Annotated in this window: 13 protein-coding genes and 7 tRNA genes; 2 read left to right on the top strand and 18 right to left on the bottom strand. The window is 50.0% G+C overall.

From position 1 onward, the window contains the following. Window positions 1–410: 410 nt before the first annotated feature. From EDM59_RS12515 to EDM59_RS12570, 12 genes are all read right to left on the bottom strand, one after another. Window positions 411–486, bottom strand: a tRNA-Lys gene (locus EDM59_RS12515). Between the two features lie 9 nt (window positions 487–495). Further along, window positions 496–570, bottom strand: a tRNA-Gln gene (locus EDM59_RS12520). Between the two features lie 15 nt (window positions 571–585). Next, a tRNA-Tyr gene (locus EDM59_RS12525) sits at window positions 586–670 on the bottom strand. Window positions 671–680: 10 nt separating this feature from the next. Then, a tRNA-Thr gene (locus EDM59_RS12530) sits at window positions 681–756 on the bottom strand. A gap of 10 nt (window positions 757–766) precedes the next feature. After that, window positions 767–842: transfer RNA gene (locus tag EDM59_RS12535), tRNA-Phe, on the bottom strand. A 31-nt stretch (window positions 843–873) separates the two neighbouring features. Continuing rightward, window positions 874–950: transfer RNA gene (locus EDM59_RS12540), tRNA-Asp, on the bottom strand. 62 nt (window positions 951–1012) lie between these two features. Continuing rightward, window positions 1013–1089, bottom strand: a tRNA-Met gene (locus tag EDM59_RS12545). A gap of 363 nt (window positions 1090–1452) precedes the next feature. Further along, on the bottom strand, window positions 1453–2049 hold the full coding sequence (locus tag EDM59_RS12550) for a beta/alpha barrel domain-containing protein (RefSeq protein WP_122923904.1): 597 nt from the start codon (window positions 2047–2049) through the stop codon (window positions 1453–1455). Continuing rightward, window positions 2046–2879 carry a BtpA/SgcQ family protein gene (locus EDM59_RS12555; RefSeq protein ID WP_122923905.1) on the bottom strand — a complete coding sequence of 278 codons (834 nt, stop codon included), beginning with the start codon at window positions 2877–2879 and terminating at the stop codon, window positions 2046–2048. The genes EDM59_RS12550 and EDM59_RS12555 overlap by 4 nt, the downstream gene beginning before the upstream one ends. Before the next feature lie 37 nt (window positions 2880–2916). Further along, window positions 2917–4248, bottom strand: a complete 1332-nt coding sequence (locus EDM59_RS12560) for a PTS galactitol transporter subunit IIC (RefSeq protein WP_122923906.1) — start codon at window positions 4246–4248, stop codon at window positions 2917–2919. A 27-nt stretch (window positions 4249–4275) separates the two neighbouring features. Next, window positions 4276–4551 (bottom strand): PTS sugar transporter subunit IIB, encoded by a 276-nt coding sequence (locus EDM59_RS12565; protein ID WP_092277528.1) that lies wholly within the window; start codon window positions 4549–4551, stop codon window positions 4276–4278. Window positions 4552–4595: 44 nt separating this feature from the next. Then, the gene (locus tag EDM59_RS12570; protein ID WP_342769203.1) at window positions 4596–5450 is read right to left on the bottom strand and encodes a DeoR/GlpR family DNA-binding transcription regulator; all 855 of its coding nucleotides are present in this window, start codon (window positions 5448–5450) and stop codon (window positions 4596–4598) included. Between the two features lie 676 nt (window positions 5451–6126). On the opposite strand from EDM59_RS12570, the gene EDM59_RS12575 reads away from it, so the two are divergent. After that, a complete protein-coding gene (locus tag EDM59_RS12575; protein WP_122923908.1) occupies window positions 6127–6405 on the top strand; it encodes a hypothetical protein in 279 nt (92 codons plus the stop codon). A gap of 59 nt (window positions 6406–6464) precedes the next feature. Then, window positions 6465–6779 carry a hypothetical protein gene (locus tag EDM59_RS12580; protein WP_122923909.1) on the top strand — a complete coding sequence of 105 codons (315 nt, stop codon included), beginning with the start codon at window positions 6465–6467 and terminating at the stop codon, window positions 6777–6779. Between the two features lie 247 nt (window positions 6780–7026). Here EDM59_RS12580 and EDM59_RS12585 read toward each other — a convergent pair whose 3' ends face one another. The 6 genes from EDM59_RS12585 to EDM59_RS12610 all read right to left on the bottom strand — a co-directional run bounded on the left by EDM59_RS12585 (window position 7027) and on the right by EDM59_RS12610 (window position 15936). Further along, the gene (locus EDM59_RS12585) at window positions 7027–8145 is read right to left on the bottom strand and encodes a mandelate racemase/muconate lactonizing enzyme family protein (protein WP_122923910.1); all 1119 of its coding nucleotides are present in this window, start codon (window positions 8143–8145) and stop codon (window positions 7027–7029) included. A gap of 29 nt (window positions 8146–8174) precedes the next feature. Continuing rightward, entirely contained in the window at window positions 8175–9554 is a 1380-nt protein-coding gene (locus EDM59_RS12590; protein ID WP_122923911.1) for a YfcC family protein, read from the bottom strand. A gap of 107 nt (window positions 9555–9661) precedes the next feature. After that, window positions 9662–10972: a transcriptional regulator gene (locus EDM59_RS12595; protein WP_122923912.1), complete on the bottom strand. Its 1311-nt coding sequence runs from the start codon at window positions 10970–10972 to the stop codon at window positions 9662–9664. An 80-nt stretch (window positions 10973–11052) separates the two neighbouring features. Then, the gene (locus EDM59_RS12600) at window positions 11053–13194 is read right to left on the bottom strand and encodes a PAS domain-containing sensor histidine kinase (RefSeq protein WP_183192900.1); all 2142 of its coding nucleotides are present in this window, start codon (window positions 13192–13194) and stop codon (window positions 11053–11055) included. 185 nt (window positions 13195–13379) lie between these two features. Beyond that, window positions 13380–14414, bottom strand: coding sequence for a tripartite tricarboxylate transporter substrate binding protein (locus EDM59_RS12605; RefSeq protein ID WP_246011019.1), 1035 nt, complete (start codon window positions 14412–14414; stop codon window positions 13380–13382). A 22-nt stretch (window positions 14415–14436) separates the two neighbouring features. Beyond that, window positions 14437–15936, bottom strand: coding sequence for a tripartite tricarboxylate transporter permease (locus EDM59_RS12610; RefSeq protein ID WP_122924049.1), 1500 nt, complete (start codon window positions 15934–15936; stop codon window positions 14437–14439). Window positions 15937–15949: the final 13 nt, after the last annotated feature.

Raw genomic sequence — 15949 nt, forward strand, 5'->3', positions numbered from 1 at the left:
TGCATCTGGTTCAAAGCTGGCAAATCATTAATGATAGACTCATCAACGCTTTCGCTGTTCAGTTTTCAAAGAGCATTTTGTCCAGCGGCCTTAACCGCGGAATTTCATACTATCAAATCAAGAGAAACAAGTCAACACTTTTTTCAATTCCACTTAATTTATTCTGTCGCATTAAACTTCTTGCGGACAGAACATTAATATAACATGAATGAATCAGTAATTCAAGTGCTTTTTTCACTCTTGTACTTAGAATGATATGGTATGAGCGAGACACGCACGGGTCGCCCCGCCACCCTCTCAAGATGGTGCGTCTGCCAATTCCACCGCGACCGCATATAAAATACCGGAGTCCCCGAAAAGGACTCGGAATGTGCTCCAGCGGCACGCTTCACTTTTTGATGAATAAAAACTGGTGAGCCATGAAGGACTCGAACCTTCGACCCTCTGATTAAAAGTCAGATGCTCTACCAACTGAGCTAATGGCTCGTGCAAATATGGCTGGGGAACAGAATTCGAATCTAGGAGTAACGGAGACAAAGTCCGTTGCCTTACCGCTCGGCTGTATCCCAAAAGCCAAATATAAAATGGTGGGGAGAGACGGATTCGAACCGCCGAACCCAGAGGGAGCAGATTTACAGTCTGCCGCGTTTAGCCACTTCGCTATCTCCCCAAAGAAAACATGGTGCCGGCGATAGGACTTGAACCCACAACCCCCTGATTACAAGTCAGGTGCTCTACCAATTGAGCTACACCGGCACATTTATTATGGTGGCTCGGGACGGAATCGAACCGCCGACACGAGGATTTTCAGTCCTCTGCTCTACCGACTGAGCTACCGAGCCTCATTTGTTTCTGCTGCCATTCTACAAAAAATGGCGGAGCTGACGGGACTCGAACCCGCGACCTCCGGTGTGACAGACCGGCGTGAACTCCAACTTCACCACAGCTCCATTTTGATTACACCCAACGGGCACTTTGATCCTCCTTGAGCAGGTTGTACAAGGAGAAAATTTGGTTGCGGGAGCAGGATTTGAACCTGCGACCTTCGGGTTATGAGCCCGACGAGCTACCGAGCTGCTCCATCCCGCGACGATATGATAGTGGTGGAGGCTGACGGGATCGCTTCCTTCTTGAGTTAACCCCACCTACACAATTTTCCTTTTCCTGATCAGAGAATAAACTCTTCTCGGCTGAGCTTTTGGCTCAATTCTGCGTCAAGAATTAGAATACTAGCAGGTATAGAGGGAAAAAGCAATGGTAGTATTAGGAACTAATAGAAAGCCAGAGGCAATCCAGGGCACGATCAACAACTCCTAGACTGCCTCTGGTTCATTGACCTAACGCCTCCGGTTAGCTTCAATAAACAAGCGTATCCCCTTTATTAGATCGTCTCCGATTCAAGTTACTATATGACTTACCTTGATGATCTCGTTGTGTCAAGGCGGAGCTTTCCTACTTTTGCCCAAACAAAGCTCTGCCCATCACAGCATGGGTAACCCCGATACGCTCCAACTCCTCCAGTCGATCAGTAGTGACTCCCCCATCTACCCACCGTTCAATGGAGGGAGCTGCCATTCCGACTTGCTTCGCTTTTTCTATCATGGCAGGGATAAATTGCTGTCCCTGTCCATCCGGTTCTGCTGTCATGATCAGGACGGCATCGGCGCGGCTCAACACATAGTGAAAAGGCGCAGTCGTTGTCTTGGGGTTAAATGCCAGCCCTGCCTTCACTCCTCTACGCTGCACGGCGTCAACAAACGAGCTGGGGTAATCGAGTGCTTCGACATGAACGAAAATCACGCTTGGTTGGCAGGCGCAGATTTCCTCCAGATAGTTGAATGGATTGGACACCATCAAGTGAAACGAAAACGGGAGGTCGGTCACGTCGCGCAGGCTTTTCACGGTTTTCATGCCAAATGTGATGTTGGGAATAAAGTGACCGTCCTCGATGTCAACATGCAGGTCTGTGTACAGAGTCGTGTCCAGTCGTTTGACTTCCTCCTCCAGACGCAACGGATTTGCGGACGCAATCGAAGGGGAAATGATCATGGTACCTCGGCCTCCGACTGCCAGTGAGTGCGAAAAGCTTTGACTTTCTCCATGAATGCTTGAACGCGATTCCGATCGACGTGATTCTCAAATTTGCCATCGACCTTGAAGGTGGTCCCGACAACAGCCCCATCTGCAATCGCGAGCTGTTGCTCCACATTCTCTAGCCGCATCCCCGTATTGGCCAGTACGACTGTGTGCGGTACGACGGCCTTTACCCTTTGCAGCAGCTGTGCATCCGTCTCGGTTCCCGCTGTCAGCCCCGAGACACAAAGCGCGTCTGGACGATTGTTAAAAACTGTGGATTTGGCGATGCTTTCGATATCACGATCAGCCATGTACTTGGCAGCCTCCGGAACGATATTAAACAGCAGCTTCACCTGTTCCGCTCCGATCCGATGCTGATGCCGAGTAGTCTCTCCTACATTCGTATCCCATGTGCCAAAGTCGCTCGCGTAGACGCCCGTAAAGATTTCACGGACGAACCCGGCTCCGGTGGCAGCAGCCAAATCTAGTGATTTTTTCGCATCCCATAGGACGTTCACCCCAAACGGTACGGTAATCTCTTTTTTTAGTTCTCCGATGATCCGTGCCATCGCGGCGACCGTCTCCGTTTTTACATCCGTCAGATACGGCAGGCTGAATTCATTGGAAAACATGACGGCATCGACGCCACCCTCCTGTAGGGCTAATAAGTCCTTGCGGGTCATCTCGACGACGTACTCCATTCCTTTTCCTTTGTCGTAGTACGGGTCTCCCGGTAGCGGCAGGATGTGGCACATTGCGATAATCGCCTTTTCCGTCCCCAACACGTCTTTTAGCCAAGTCATTGCACGACTCCTCTCCCTCCAACCTGTTGATGCTTTTTTATTTGGGCAACACGAGCTTTTTGCTGAATGCCAGCAAAGCCCCCACCAGGACAACGACAATCGCTACCCCAAGCGCTTGAAGCGACATCAGCTTGCTGATCACAAACGCCACCCAGTTGCCCGCGGACAGAGCAGTAATTTGCGTCGCGCCTTCGGGGAACGTAAAGCCCGTATTTTTTGCCGTATCCGTGATGATGGGGGCAAAATAGCTGGCGAACAGGAGCACAATTGCCATCATAATCGTGCCGCTGATCAGCGTGCGGACAAAATCTCCACGATGAATGGGTGTAGCCATGGAAATAAAGAAGGCTGTCGCTGCCAAATCGCCCAGAGGAAGCGTGGAATTAAGAGGAAGAATCATGGCCAATACAAGAGTAATGGGTATGAGCAAAATGCCCACCGTAATGGTCGTCGGGTGTCCAAGCGTCACAGCGGAATCAAGCCCGATGTAAAACTCCGAGCCTTTGAAACGTTTTTCCATAAACGAGCGAGCCCCCTCCGATATCGGGACCAATCCTTCCATAATGACCTTTACCATCCGCGGCAATAACAGCATCAGGGAGCCCATCGCGATACCCAGCTCCAGAACCTTTTTCAGATCGTAGCCGACAAAGATGCCAATCAGGATCCCTAAAACCAACCCGATCATCATCGGCTCGCCCATCACTCCGAGCTTGGCTTGGATGGACGAGGTATCCGTCTTGCGATTTTGCAGTCCAGGAATCTTGTCATACAGCTTTTCCAACAGCATGTAAACAGGGACAGAAGAGATCGCATAGCCTTGCGCGACGGAGATTCCAGGGATGCCGATTTCCTTTTGGACGCGCTCTGCGGATAGGTCCGCCATCTTCAGTGCGACGATACAATGGGCTGCCGCTGCCAACAAGCCATAGACCATGCTGCTAGTAACGGTCATGACGACTGCGCCCGTAAAAGCAAAATGCCAGTAGTTCCAGATGTCGATATTGACCGTACGCGTCTGTTTGGAGATCAGCATCAGGACGTTGACAAGAAGGGTAAAGGGAATAATCACGGCCCCCACCTTGGTAGCAAAGGCGACGCCTGCCGCTGCCGCCCATCCAGCGTCGATCACGGTTAATTGCAGATGAAATTTCTCGACGAAAATAGTAGTAATGGGGCCAATATACGTCCAAATAATGCCGAGCACGAGGTTCAAGCCCACGAATCCGATCCCTACCGTGACACCTGCACGGATCGCCCGCAAAAAACTGAGTCGAAAGCAGAGACCGACAATCGCGATGATGATCGGAATCATCACCATGGAGCCAAGATCGCTAAGATAAGTAAAAACTTGCAGGATGGCTTCCATTCTTCTTCCCCCTTTTCGTCAGCGCGTTTATTTGAGATGCCCCAAAATCTCCTGTTCCGTCTGCTCACGCCCAATGCCGGTCAAAAAAGAGATCGCCGTCACGATTGGCTTGTCGTACCTGTTTTCCAGTTTCATGGAGGTAATGATCAGATCTGCCCTTGCCGCGTGTCCGGCAATATCCGCCACCGTGCACTGAATGATGTCCGCAGCAATCCCGTTTTCACTCAACAAATGTTTCACTCTGTCGCAAATCAACGTAGATGTCGCAATGCCTGCCCCACAGGCGATAATCACTGTTTTCATCTGCTTCACCCTCCAAAATGAACTCGCAACGCTACTCGTGCCCTTTATTTGGGTTCTTCTTTTCCTCCCTTCTGGACTTTTCCAGCAATGTGAACGTAAATTCCCTTCTCCTGCAGCGCTTTGAGTACGCCCTTTTGCTCAATATGTCTGTCAGTGATAATGGCATCCAACACGTCCAAATTGGCAATGTGAGAAAACGCAACCTGTTCAAATTTGCTGCTGTCGGCCAATAAGATCACCTCTTTGGCTATGGCTATCATCCCTTTCTTGATGTTGAGTTCATCGATATTGGAGTTCGTAATTCCCTTTTGAATGTCGACAGCGTCTGCTCCCAAAAACACTTTATCCACGTTCAAATTTTGCAGAAGCATCTCTGTAAACGGACCGACGAGGCTGTATACACCTCTGCGCCTTTGGCCTCCCAGCACGACCAGATCAATGGCCTCGTTTTCACACAGGCACATCGCGCTCTTGATGTCATTGGTGATGACCGTAATGTTTTTCGCCTTGACCAGTTGCTTTGCCAGCATCAGCGCCGTCGAACCACTGTCGAGCAGAATCGTCTCCCCCGGATGGATAAAGGTGAGTGCCAGCTGCGCGATCATTTCCTTGTTTTCCGCTGCTTGCCTTTCTTTTTCGGAGTGCCGGGGCTCAAAATTCGTTCCTTTGTGCAGACTGGCCGCTCCGCCATAGGTGCGAATGATCAGTTGCTGTTCTTCCAGCTTCAGCAGATCGCGTAGCACGGTTGGTTTCGATACATCCAACAACTCCGTCAACTCAGCAATGGAAGCAAATCCTTTTTGATTCACGTACTGTGTAATCTTTTCGTAGCGTTCCGCTTGCAGGATGGCAAACTCCTCCTCTGAAACCAGCCAGTCATGAAAGGAAAGGTTGATGATTTACTCTGACTCATTTTTATTAACTTTGATTCGATTTGATACTTGCTGATTTGCAAAAAAAATACCCTTTCGAGATTCTAGTGTCTCGTAAGGGCAAGATTTACGAATGAAGGAGTGACTTTCCCATGCGGATATTGATTATCTTATTGAGCTTGTTTTTCTTTTCGTTTTTTACATTCTGGGCTATAAGAATGCCCAACTGTTTCAAAATATCCTCGTGACCAGCCAAGATTATTGACAACTACTGGTGGAATTAATAAGCGTTTCGGTTCAATTACCATGAATCACCTAACCCGTATTTCATTCTATTGGGAGTGATTTCATGGTACTGGTGATGAGTTTACTTACAGCTTGGGGTCTCGTTGTTTCTTCTACGTCTCTCTACATCAGATGGCTCTACGTTTTAGCTACCCTAGCTGTATTGATTTTCTTAGGTTATTATTGGCTCCAAGACATTCAAAACCACCATATAAGGCACTGAAATACCGTTTTGTTAAGCTACCTAATGATAGATTAGCGCTCCCAGCCCAACAGCAGCTCCCCCCAAGCCCGATAAAACCCATCTAAGAATGACCACTTCGTTTACGCCTCTAGCGTACAATTTAGTTGCCCTCGATTACTGTTTTTTACTGCCTTCTTCGATGTGATAAACTGCTATCAAATAAAGGAGGATTCTATGAATGGAGCAATGAAAAAACGATACTCCCAGGATTTAAAGCATATCCGGATGCTTATGAACGATTGGGATCCCATGGGTTTCATTGAAATGGGAGCACCGGAAGATGAATATGACTCGTATTCTATTAAGGTTGTCAGCTTACTCCATTCTTCAACTGGAAACTCGGAGTTGAAAGGATACCTAGAAGATTATTTGTCGGGTCTCTTCGTTAATCCCTCAAGTATTCCTGTCGACAAATTCATTAACAAGGTGTTAGTTTGGTTCAAAGACAGGTAATTTTCCTCAATAGCTATTGTGATTAATTAAAGTGAAACTTGTGGATGAGGTGAATCTCTTTGTTCAACCAAATGGAGCAAATAGTAATCTTACTTGAAGAACTGAATCAGAAATGCAATTCTGAGGTTATTCAGGCTACAGAGTTTTTAGAATTAAAGAATGACCTTATTGACTATTCTCAAGTTCTCAGTGATTTGACTAGAATTCTCAGCTCATATAAGTCTTTACCTACTGACAATGTAGATGAGGTTGTAGCGTTGTTAATCCAACTCCATCTAAAGCTCTCAGATACTGTTTGGCATATTGATCAGGTACATTCCCTCGTAAAAAGAATGGCTGGAAATTATCGTGAGACTGTTACTGACAGTCAGTAACTTTTCACTGTACCATCCTGTTAAATACTGAACTTGAAAGCTTTCAAATGTCATCGTTACTGGTTCGTCATCAAAACACCAAAGCAATAATTTCATTGCTTCCTCCATTTCCTCACGCTTCAATCCGTTAATCTAGCAGAACATATGTTGACTCCCAATCTCCCAACATCCTAAATTCCCGTATCACCCTGCCCCCTATCAAAAAAAGAGCGCAGGGCTCTGATCCCTCGCTCTTTCTCCTTCTCTTCTACTTTTCCCCGGAAATGACCGCAGACATCTGCGTCAGTTCCGCGATGGTCTGCTCGTTGACGTCGAGTCCCAGGCCCGGTCGCTCTGTCAGCCTGATCGTTTTCTTCTCATACGGGAACTCTGCTACATCCCGCGCGAACATCATGGGCCCAACCAGCTCATTCGAAATAATCGTCTTTTTCGCCGCAGACAGATGAGCACCTGCCGCGCTGGCGACGGCGGATTCGACCATCGATCCGACCTGACATTCCATGCCGACCATTTCGGCCTGGGCAACCAGCTTCAGTGCGGGATAGATGCCCCCGCATTTCATCAGTTTGATGTTCAGCTTGTCAGCAGCCTGCTTGACGATCGTTTCCCGCATTTCGCGGTCTCCGTGCACACCTTCATCAATCATCACCGGGATGTGAATCTGGCGGCGAATCTCAGCCAGCGCTGTTATGTCGTCCGCGACCACCGGCTGTTCGATCCAATCGATATGGCAGTCCTTTACCTGCTCCAGTACCCACATGCTCAGCGCCTTGTTTCTCCACCCCTGATTGGCGTCGACCCGCAGCTGTACTTTGTCCCCAATCGCTTTTCGCACCGCCTTGATTCTTTCCACGTCAACGGCTGGATTTGTTCCAACCTTGATCTTGATCGTGGTGTATCCGTCTTGGAGTGCCTCGGCTGCCTGCTGTGCCATGACCTGCGGCTCCATAATGCTGACGACAAACGGCACAGGCATGACTTCGTGATAGCGCCCTCCGATGAGGTTGTAGACAGGCTGGCCTGTCGCTTTGCCCATGATGTCATAGCAGGCTAGATCGATCGCTGCTTTGGCGGAGGGAGAACCGTAAATCGTCTCCGCCATTTTCTCGTGAAGATGCTCGATTGCAAACGGGTCTTCCCCGATCACGAGCGGTGCCAGATGATGAACAAGTGTGCTGTACGTGCTCTCCCAGGTCTCTCCCGTCACATGCTGGTCGGGAGTCGCTTCTCCGTACCCCGTGATTCCTGCATCTGTCTCCACCTTGACCAGCAGTGTGGGCATGTCGTAGTACGTTTCGTAAGCCACGATAAACGGCCGAATCAGGGGAAGCTTGATGCCTGAGACGGTAATCGATGTAATTTTCACTGTGGATCCGCCTTTCTATTTACAAGGACTCACTGATAGCCAATCAAGTGCGCAATCGTCACGAAAACGGCACCCAGGATATAGTGGCAGATGATCAACGGCAGCAGCCACTTGGCCCATTTCACCCATGAGACGCCCGCCAATGCGAGACCTGCCATGAAATAGCCGGAAGTCGGCGTGAAAATGTTGGAGATACCGTCTCCTAACTGAAAAGCAAGTACAGCTGTTTGGCGCGTCACACCAACCAGGTCGCCAAGCGGAGCCATGATTGGCATCGTGACTGCAGCCTGTCCACTGCCAGACGGGATAATATAGCTGATCAGACATTGCACGAAGTACATCCCGATCGCAGTCAGACTGGTCGGCAGGGAGCCTACCGCATTTGCCAGCCCGTACAGTATGGTATCCATGATCTTGCCATCCTGCAAAACAACGAGAATCCCACGAGCAACCCCGACGACCAATGCTCCCATCACCAGCGTACGGCAGCCTTCGATGAACGCCTCGGCAATATCGTTTAACGACAGCTTGGAAACAATCCCCATCAGGACACCCATCAAAAGGAACAAGCCAGCGATTTCTGTCAGGTACCAGCCGAGCTTTGAAACCCCAATTGCCAGTACGACCAGCGTAGCCAAAAGGATCGTCAAAACCAGCTTCTGTCTCCCGGTCAAGCCGACAAACTGCTCGGTAGGAGACTGCTTTTCCTTCCGTGTCAGATCGCTGTCGTAAGTAATGCTGCTCTGCGGATCCTTTTTCACTTTATCTGCATAACGCATCACAAACCAGATGCTGACCCCGACAAACACCACCCACATAATCAAGCGCAGACCCATTCCCGAAAATACCGGGATCTGTGCAATTCCTTGGGCGACCCCGACGGTAAATGGATTCATAAAGGCAGAGGCGAATCCTGCGGAAGTACCGAGCAGAACGACAGCAGCCCCTGTCATTGAGTCAAAGCCAAGCCGCAGCATGAGCGGTACGAGAATCGTGATGTACGGAATCGTTTCCTCCGCCAGACCCAGCATCGCTCCACCCAGCGCAAAGAACACCATGAGCACCGGAATGATGAGCTTTTCCCTGCCCGCCATCCTTTTCGAGATACTCCCCACTGCGCCTTCAATGACATTCGTCGAGCGCAAAATACCGAACGAGCCACCTACAATAAAAATGTAAAAGATAATGTCCGCTGCCCCGGTCATCCCCGTATAGACCGCTTGAAAGACATCCATGAAGCCTGCTCGATCTGCTTCGACTGGATGATAGCTGCCATCCACGGCGATCATGCGGCCATTGGCATCCTCTGCCCGATCATACTCACCAGGCGTTACCACGTAAGTAGCGATTGCTGCTAGTAAAATAACGGAAAACAAAATAACAAAAACGTGAGGTACTCTTGAAGCCATGTCGGAATCCCCCCTTATTTTTCATCCATTACCGACAAACGTCGTTATCTCGTCGCTAATTATTAAAAAATATAACGAAAAATAAACACGGCAGTCAAGAGAATTTTCTAAAAATTGATTCGATAAACGGCTCTTGGTCTTCCCTGACGATAAGGCTGCTCCTCGCCAACAGGTACGACAAACTGATGATTCACCATTTTTTTCAAAACACGCTCCGCACTTCTCCTGCTCAGCTGCAGGTACTCCGCGAGATCTGTTGCGGTAAAGCTGTTTTCTCGGCGCAATTTAATGAACGCAGATAGCTTGCTGACCGTCGCCACACTAATCCCTGTTTGCTCGGCCACGTGCAGCAAATCCCGATTTTCGCTCTTCAAATGAAAGGTCTTGCTGTTTGCACTCAAGGGACCGATGATCTCTTTTTCGTGAGTGACCAGAAACGCGCTGCTGTTTCTCTCTTGCTTTCGAGCATGAAACAACCCGATCCGTGCATGAGCTTCCGCCTCTTTTGCCGTCATGCCAAAGCCAAACCCCATACTGATGCTCACGCCAAATAAATCCTCCATGTTTCCCATCGCAGGCATTTGCGTGAAGTTGCGTGTCATCTGTTCAATGCTTCCTCGGGTCCCATAGATGATAAATTGGTCCAAGCCGAGCTGCTGGATCGAGGCATCCGTCTCTTTTCCTAAATCAAGCAGCATCTGCTGCAGCATAATTCCTGCGTCCGGCTGAGTGCCGCCTCCCTCCTCCAGCTGGTTGATCGCCGCAAGTCCGACTGCGATTTGGGCATTCTCGCTGATCATCAGCTGTCCGAAGTGAGCTGCCCTCGCCACCGTTTCGCGAATGCTCTTTTCCGGTACGATCATATTGATACACGGGATGTCTAGCAGCCGCAGCCGTTCATAGACATAATCGACACTGGTCAGAATCAGATTGCTCCTGCCGCTCTCGAAGTTTTCACGATGGAAACGGATCATATCCTCGGGATCAAAAGGCGTGCCCTCCCCATCGACGATCTGGCTGTAATCTTTCACGTGCCAGCCGCTGTTATCCAGCTGCCATTCTGCAACCGCTTGCTCCAAATACATCTGTTTCGGAGTATCCACGGATAAAAAGCGCAAACCTTCCTCGCGGTTCAGCAAGATATGGCCGAGGTTCAAGGTGAGCGTATACTCATCTGAAGGAATATAGACAGAAGGCAGCTGTGGCTTTCGGGTAGAACGTCTTGTCCCATAATAATAGGGAAGCGGCCCTGCAAACAGCAGCACGTCGCAGTCTTGAATTTGCTGCACCAGCGTCTCGCACTCCATTGGATTCCGATATATGTATGTCGTGAATTTAATGTCGTTGAAATGTTCCGCGTGCGCCGTAATGCGCGGGGCAAAGTCCTCAGGTGTAATTACGGCTACTCGTATCAACATGAATGCCTACCGCCTTCCATCCAGCTTGCGTCTGTCACTGCAGCAAATATTTTTTAATTATAACAGAAAATTAAAACCATTCACATATCTTCTATTGGCAGTAAGACAGTTACGGTAGTCCCTTTCCCTACTTCACTTTCGAATTGCATGACACCCTTGTGATGCTGAATGATTTTTTGGGTAATCATCATGCCCAGTCCCGTGCCCTGCTCTTTCGTGGTGTAAAAGGGATCCCCGATCTTATCCAGCTCTTCTTTCGGAATCCCGCAGCCTTCATCGGTAAAGGAAAGAGCGAGATGCTGGGCGCGTCTTTGCGAAGCGATTTTCATTTTTCCGCCGTCCTTCATCGACTCAATCCCGTTTTTCATGATGTTGACAAAGACCTGCTTCAACTGATTCTCATCACAAAAAATAGGAGGCAGCTCGCTTTCCAAAGTCAGCTCGATCTCCACGGCACTCATATTGGCCTGCGATTCCAGCAGCAGAGCCACATCGTTTACGATTTGGTTGACGCATCTTTGCTCGAATCGCTCTGGCTTGGGCTTGGCTAATACCAGCAGCTCTCCCGAGATCAGCTCGATTCGCTCCAGCTCGCCCTTCATAATGTCAAAGTAGCTTTGGTCCGCTGTCGGGAACTGATGCTGGAGAAGCTGGGTAAAGCCTTTCAAAGAGGTCAGTGGATTGCGCACCTCATGAGCGACTGCTGCTGCCAGCTGCCCTACTGCTGCCAGCTTTTCCGACTGCCGCAGGATTTCATCCGTCTGCTTTTGCCCAGAGGTATCGCGCCAGATCGTGAAATAGCCTGTCACCTCTCGATTCACGATGATGGGAATATGGTGTGTCGCCACTTCAATCACGTGTCCCTCTTTATGCACCAGCTTTGAGGATAAAGTAAACGGAGCGCCTTCTTTGACAAACGAGTCCCAAATCCCTCCTGCCTGCGCCGCTTCGTCTTCCCCAAGCAAATCGCTATACGAGAGCTGCAGCAGCTCTTCTTTTCGATAGCCTGTCATCCGTTCAAAGACAGGATTGACCTCGATGTACGCACCAGTCAAATCAATCGCCGTTACTCCATCCGCGTTGTACGTCATCAGCGACTGATACCGTTGCTGGCTTTCGATCAGCAATTGCTCTGTCCGCTTCTGCTCCGTTATATCCTGAATGATCCCAAACATTTTCGTCGAATCGGCTCTATCTGAATGAACCTCACGTTGGGACAGTACGATGCGTTCTTCTCCATCTGGACGCAAAATCCGATATTCCACGCGCAGGGGATGACCATGACGCGCACGGTTGATTTGCTGCTCAACCCATTTTTGATCATCCGGGTGAATATGTGCCATAATCAGGTCCAGGGAGACGGGCTCCTGTCGCGGCTCAAACCCGAAGATCCGAAAGGTCTCCTCTGACCAATAGGACACCCGCTTCTCAAATACCATTTCCCAGTGTCCCACGCGAGCGATCCGCTGCGAATGCGCGAGTGCCTTTTCGCTCATCTGCAAAGCATTTTCCATTTCTTTTTGCTGCGTGATATCCTGGGCAATTCCGTACACGCCAACGATCGATCCCTCGACCATGATCGGCATGTTCGTAAACTTCATCCGGATCATTTCACCCGTTTTTGTCCGAATCCTCGCTTCGAATCGCTGCGAGGCTCCTTTCGCTGCCGCGTCAAAGCATTGTTTCGTTTGCGGCAAATCTTGTGGATGAATGTGCATTTGAAAATGCTGGTTCACAAGCTCCGTCCGGGAATATCCGGTCAAGCTTTCTGCAGCTGGATTTACGTTTATGTAATAGCCAGATAGATTCATGGCGTAAATGGCATCGGGATGCTGTTCAAAGAGCGAATGAAAATACTGCTTTTCCTGCTGCACATTTTGTACAAAAGCGGCGACTTCCCGAAACAATACATAGATCCCTTCCTCGGACGGAAAGGCTTTTACTTCAAACCACGCATGCAATCGTTGCGAATATTCAATAAAAACAGCTTCCACCTGACTCTCGGATACTTGACGGAGCTGCGCGAAAAATTCCGGCTCATTGAAGCGCCAATGCTCATAGACGTTCGTCCCGAGCAGTACGTCGCGTTCGCTAGTTAGCAGGAGACTTCCTTTCGTATTCACGTGAAGGACATTCCAATGGCGGTCAAAAGAAATAAATCCATCACTGATATTTTCTAGAAATTGCTGCTTATATCGTTCCCACACTCCTGGCAGTGCCAATTTTCTCCCCCCACTAACGATGCTTCTATCTGTCTTTTTCCTGTTCATTTTTATCCATCATTATGGACTTCTGTAAAATGCTGAAAAATCCTCTTTTCAGACCGTTTTACGACCTTTTCCAACCACGTCCAAAAAGAGCTGCCATTCATTTGAAATGCAGCTCAGGTATTGCTATCGGAAAAACCTTATTTGCGAATGTTCTTTTTCGTGGCCAGCCCGGTGTAATACTCCGTCTCTTGATTGACATCCTGGATAAAATCAGCACTTTTCGCATAGGCGGCTTCCACCTGGATCTCCGACAGCTTCTTCACGAACGCTGGATCCTTCTCCATCTTGGCGATCGATTCCTGCCATTTTTCCACGACGTAATCAGGCGTTCCTTTGGCAAACGATACTCCCGTCCACCAGAAAACGGTCAGTCCTTTGATCCCCAGCTCCTCTGCCGTAGGAACATCTGGCAAAAAGGGACTTCTTTCCGTGCCGGATACCGCGAGAATTTTCACCTTGCCAGCCTGCACCATTGGCATGATCTCTCCTACCGTATGCACGGCCAAAACCGCATGTCCTCCTGCCACTTTTGGTACGGAATCCGAGGCACCCTTGGTCACAATCATCCTCGACTTGGAAAAATCAGCGCCGATGGTGTCCATCCATTCCGCTACGCCAAAGGCTGAAAATCCTGCTGGCCCAACCGATGTCCAGGTCAGTTGCTCAGGGTTTTCTTTGACCCACTGGGAAAACTCGGTGAAATCCTTCCAGGGAGCGTCCGCCTTGACTGCAAAAGCCAGCGTTCCTTTCCCAATCCGTGCTGCATAAATCTGATCCTCATTTTTCACTGGGGAATTAACCATCCCAGCCGTCAGCATCGTCGTATTCGAGACGTTGACCGCCAGCGCTGTGTAGCCATCCGGCTTTGCCTGCTTCAAAGCATACTCGGCTCCGACAGCTCCCCCGCCACCTGCTTTGTTCACGACAACGATGGGCTGCCCCCACTCTTTGCTCAAATAGTCTGCTGTTGCCCTCGCGACCAGATCGACGCCGCCGCCTGCGGAATAAGGCACGATATACTCAATTTGTTTGGTCGGATAGGAAGGTGCTGCAGGTGCCGGCTTCGGCGCACTTTGTTCAGCCAAGGGAGCTTCCTTCGCCCCACATGCACTGATCGATACCGCCATCAAAAAAGACATCATCACCGTTGCCCATTGCTTATATGCTTTCAACCCTGACCCCTCCTGTACTTGACTAGCTTGCGACATCGCTCCCACGCGCCTGCTCTTCCCTTACCCGTTTGTTGGTCCTTCTGTTCAGCAGGATGGAAATCACCAGCAGCGCGGCGGCCGCAATCAAAATCACCAATGAAATCGGTCGACTCCAAACAATCGCTATGTTGCCTGCTCCCATCGCCATCGTCTGAATGAAGGACTCCTCCAGAAGCGGTCCCAAAATAAAGCACAGGACGAGTGGGACGACAGGCCATTTGTATTTATGAAACAAGTATCCAAGTACCCCAAACAAAAAAGCGGTGCCGACGTCAAACAGGCTGTTTCGCACGCTGTATGCCCCAATCGTGCAGAACATCAGGATGATCGGTGCCATAATGCCATAGGGCACTCGTGTCAGCTTTACCCACACCCATACCATGGGCAAATTCAGGATCAGGAGCATGGTGTTGCCTACGAACATGGAGGCGATGACCGTCCAGACAAACGGAGCATGCTGCTCGAACAGCACAGGTCCCGGTGTGAGACCATAAATCATCAAGCCCGCAAGCAGGATCGCCAGTGGAGGTGAAGAGGGGATTCCCAGCGAGAACAGGGGAATAAAGCCCGCGCTGCTCGTTGCGTTATTGGCAGCCTCCGGAGCAGCAACTCCTTCAATCGCACCGTTGCCAAAACGCTCCGGATGCTTGGATACTTTTTTCTCCAGATCGTAGGCGAGAAAGGCGGTAATCGCCGCAGAGCAGCCTGGAAGCAGCCCGAGAAAGAAACCGACCAGCCCTCCCCGAAGCATCGGCGCCGCGCTTTTCTTCAGCTCTTCTTTGCCTGGATAGACGCTTCCCGTTTTGGCAATCGTTGCTCCCGAGCGTCTTTCCTCGATTCCTCTCAATACTTCCATCACAGCAAACAGCCCAATAATGATGCTGATCATGTCAAAGCCGCCCATCAGCTGTGAGACGCCATAATCAAATCGGGGCATACCGGAAGAGGGTCCCAAACCGACCAGCGAGAGCGCGTAGCCGAATGCCCCCATTAAAAATGACTTGATTAAAGAACCTCCTGACAAGCTGACCATCAGTGTGAGGGCGAGCAGCATGAGCGCAAAATACTCGGGTGGCCCAAACTTTAAAGCCTGATCTGCCAAAATCGGCGCAAAAAAGACCAGACCGATCACACCCAGCACCCCAGCGCCGAATGAGGCGATCGCCGATATCCCCAACGCCGGGCCACCTTTCCCTTTCTTTGCCAGCGGATATCCGTCCAAGCATGTCGGCACGGATGACAGCTCTCCCGGAATATTGAGCAAAATAGCTGTCGTCGATCCTCCGTACATCGCTCCGTAGTAAATACCCGCCAGCATAATGATGCCTTGTGTCGGCTCAAGTACCCCGGTCAAGGGAAGGAGAATCGCGATAGCTGAAGTGGGGCCGAGGCCGGGCAGCACTCCTACAAAGGTTCCTACCAAGGCCCCCACCGCAGCCATGAGCAGATTCTCCAGCGACAGCGCTGAAGAGAACCCATCCATCAAAAGCTGAATG

Origin of the sequence: Brevibacillus nitrificans, assembly GCF_003710965.1 — a bacterium.
GTDB lineage: Bacteria > Bacillota > Bacilli > Brevibacillales > Brevibacillaceae > Brevibacillus > Brevibacillus centrosporus.

Excerpts from the sequence above, each read along its gene's own strand:
- EDM59_RS12565 (WP_092277528.1), bottom strand. The coding sequence starts at position 4,551 with ATGAAAACAGTGATTATCGCCTGTGGGGCAGGCATTGCGACATCTACG.
- EDM59_RS12550 (WP_122923904.1), bottom strand. The coding sequence starts at position 2,049 with ATGATCATTTCCCCTTCGATTGCGTCCGCAAATCCGTTGCGTCTGGAG.
- EDM59_RS12610 (WP_122924049.1), bottom strand. The coding sequence starts at position 15,936 with ATGGATGGGTTCTCTTCAGCGCTGTCGCTGGAGAATCTGCTCATGGCT.
- EDM59_RS12555 (WP_122923905.1), bottom strand. The coding sequence starts at position 2,879 with ATGACTTGGCTAAAAGACGTGTTGGGGACGGAAAAGGCGATTATCGCA.
- EDM59_RS12560 (WP_122923906.1), bottom strand. The coding sequence starts at position 4,248 with ATGGAAGCCATCCTGCAAGTTTTTACTTATCTTAGCGATCTTGGCTCC.
- EDM59_RS12595 (WP_122923912.1), bottom strand. The coding sequence starts at position 10,972 with ATGTTGATACGAGTAGCCGTAATTACACCTGAGGACTTTGCCCCGCGC.
- EDM59_RS12590 (WP_122923911.1), bottom strand. The coding sequence starts at position 9,554 with ATGGCTTCAAGAGTACCTCACGTTTTTGTTATTTTGTTTTCCGTTATT.
- EDM59_RS12575 (WP_122923908.1), top strand. The coding sequence starts at position 6,127 with ATGAATGGAGCAATGAAAAAACGATACTCCCAGGATTTAAAGCATATC.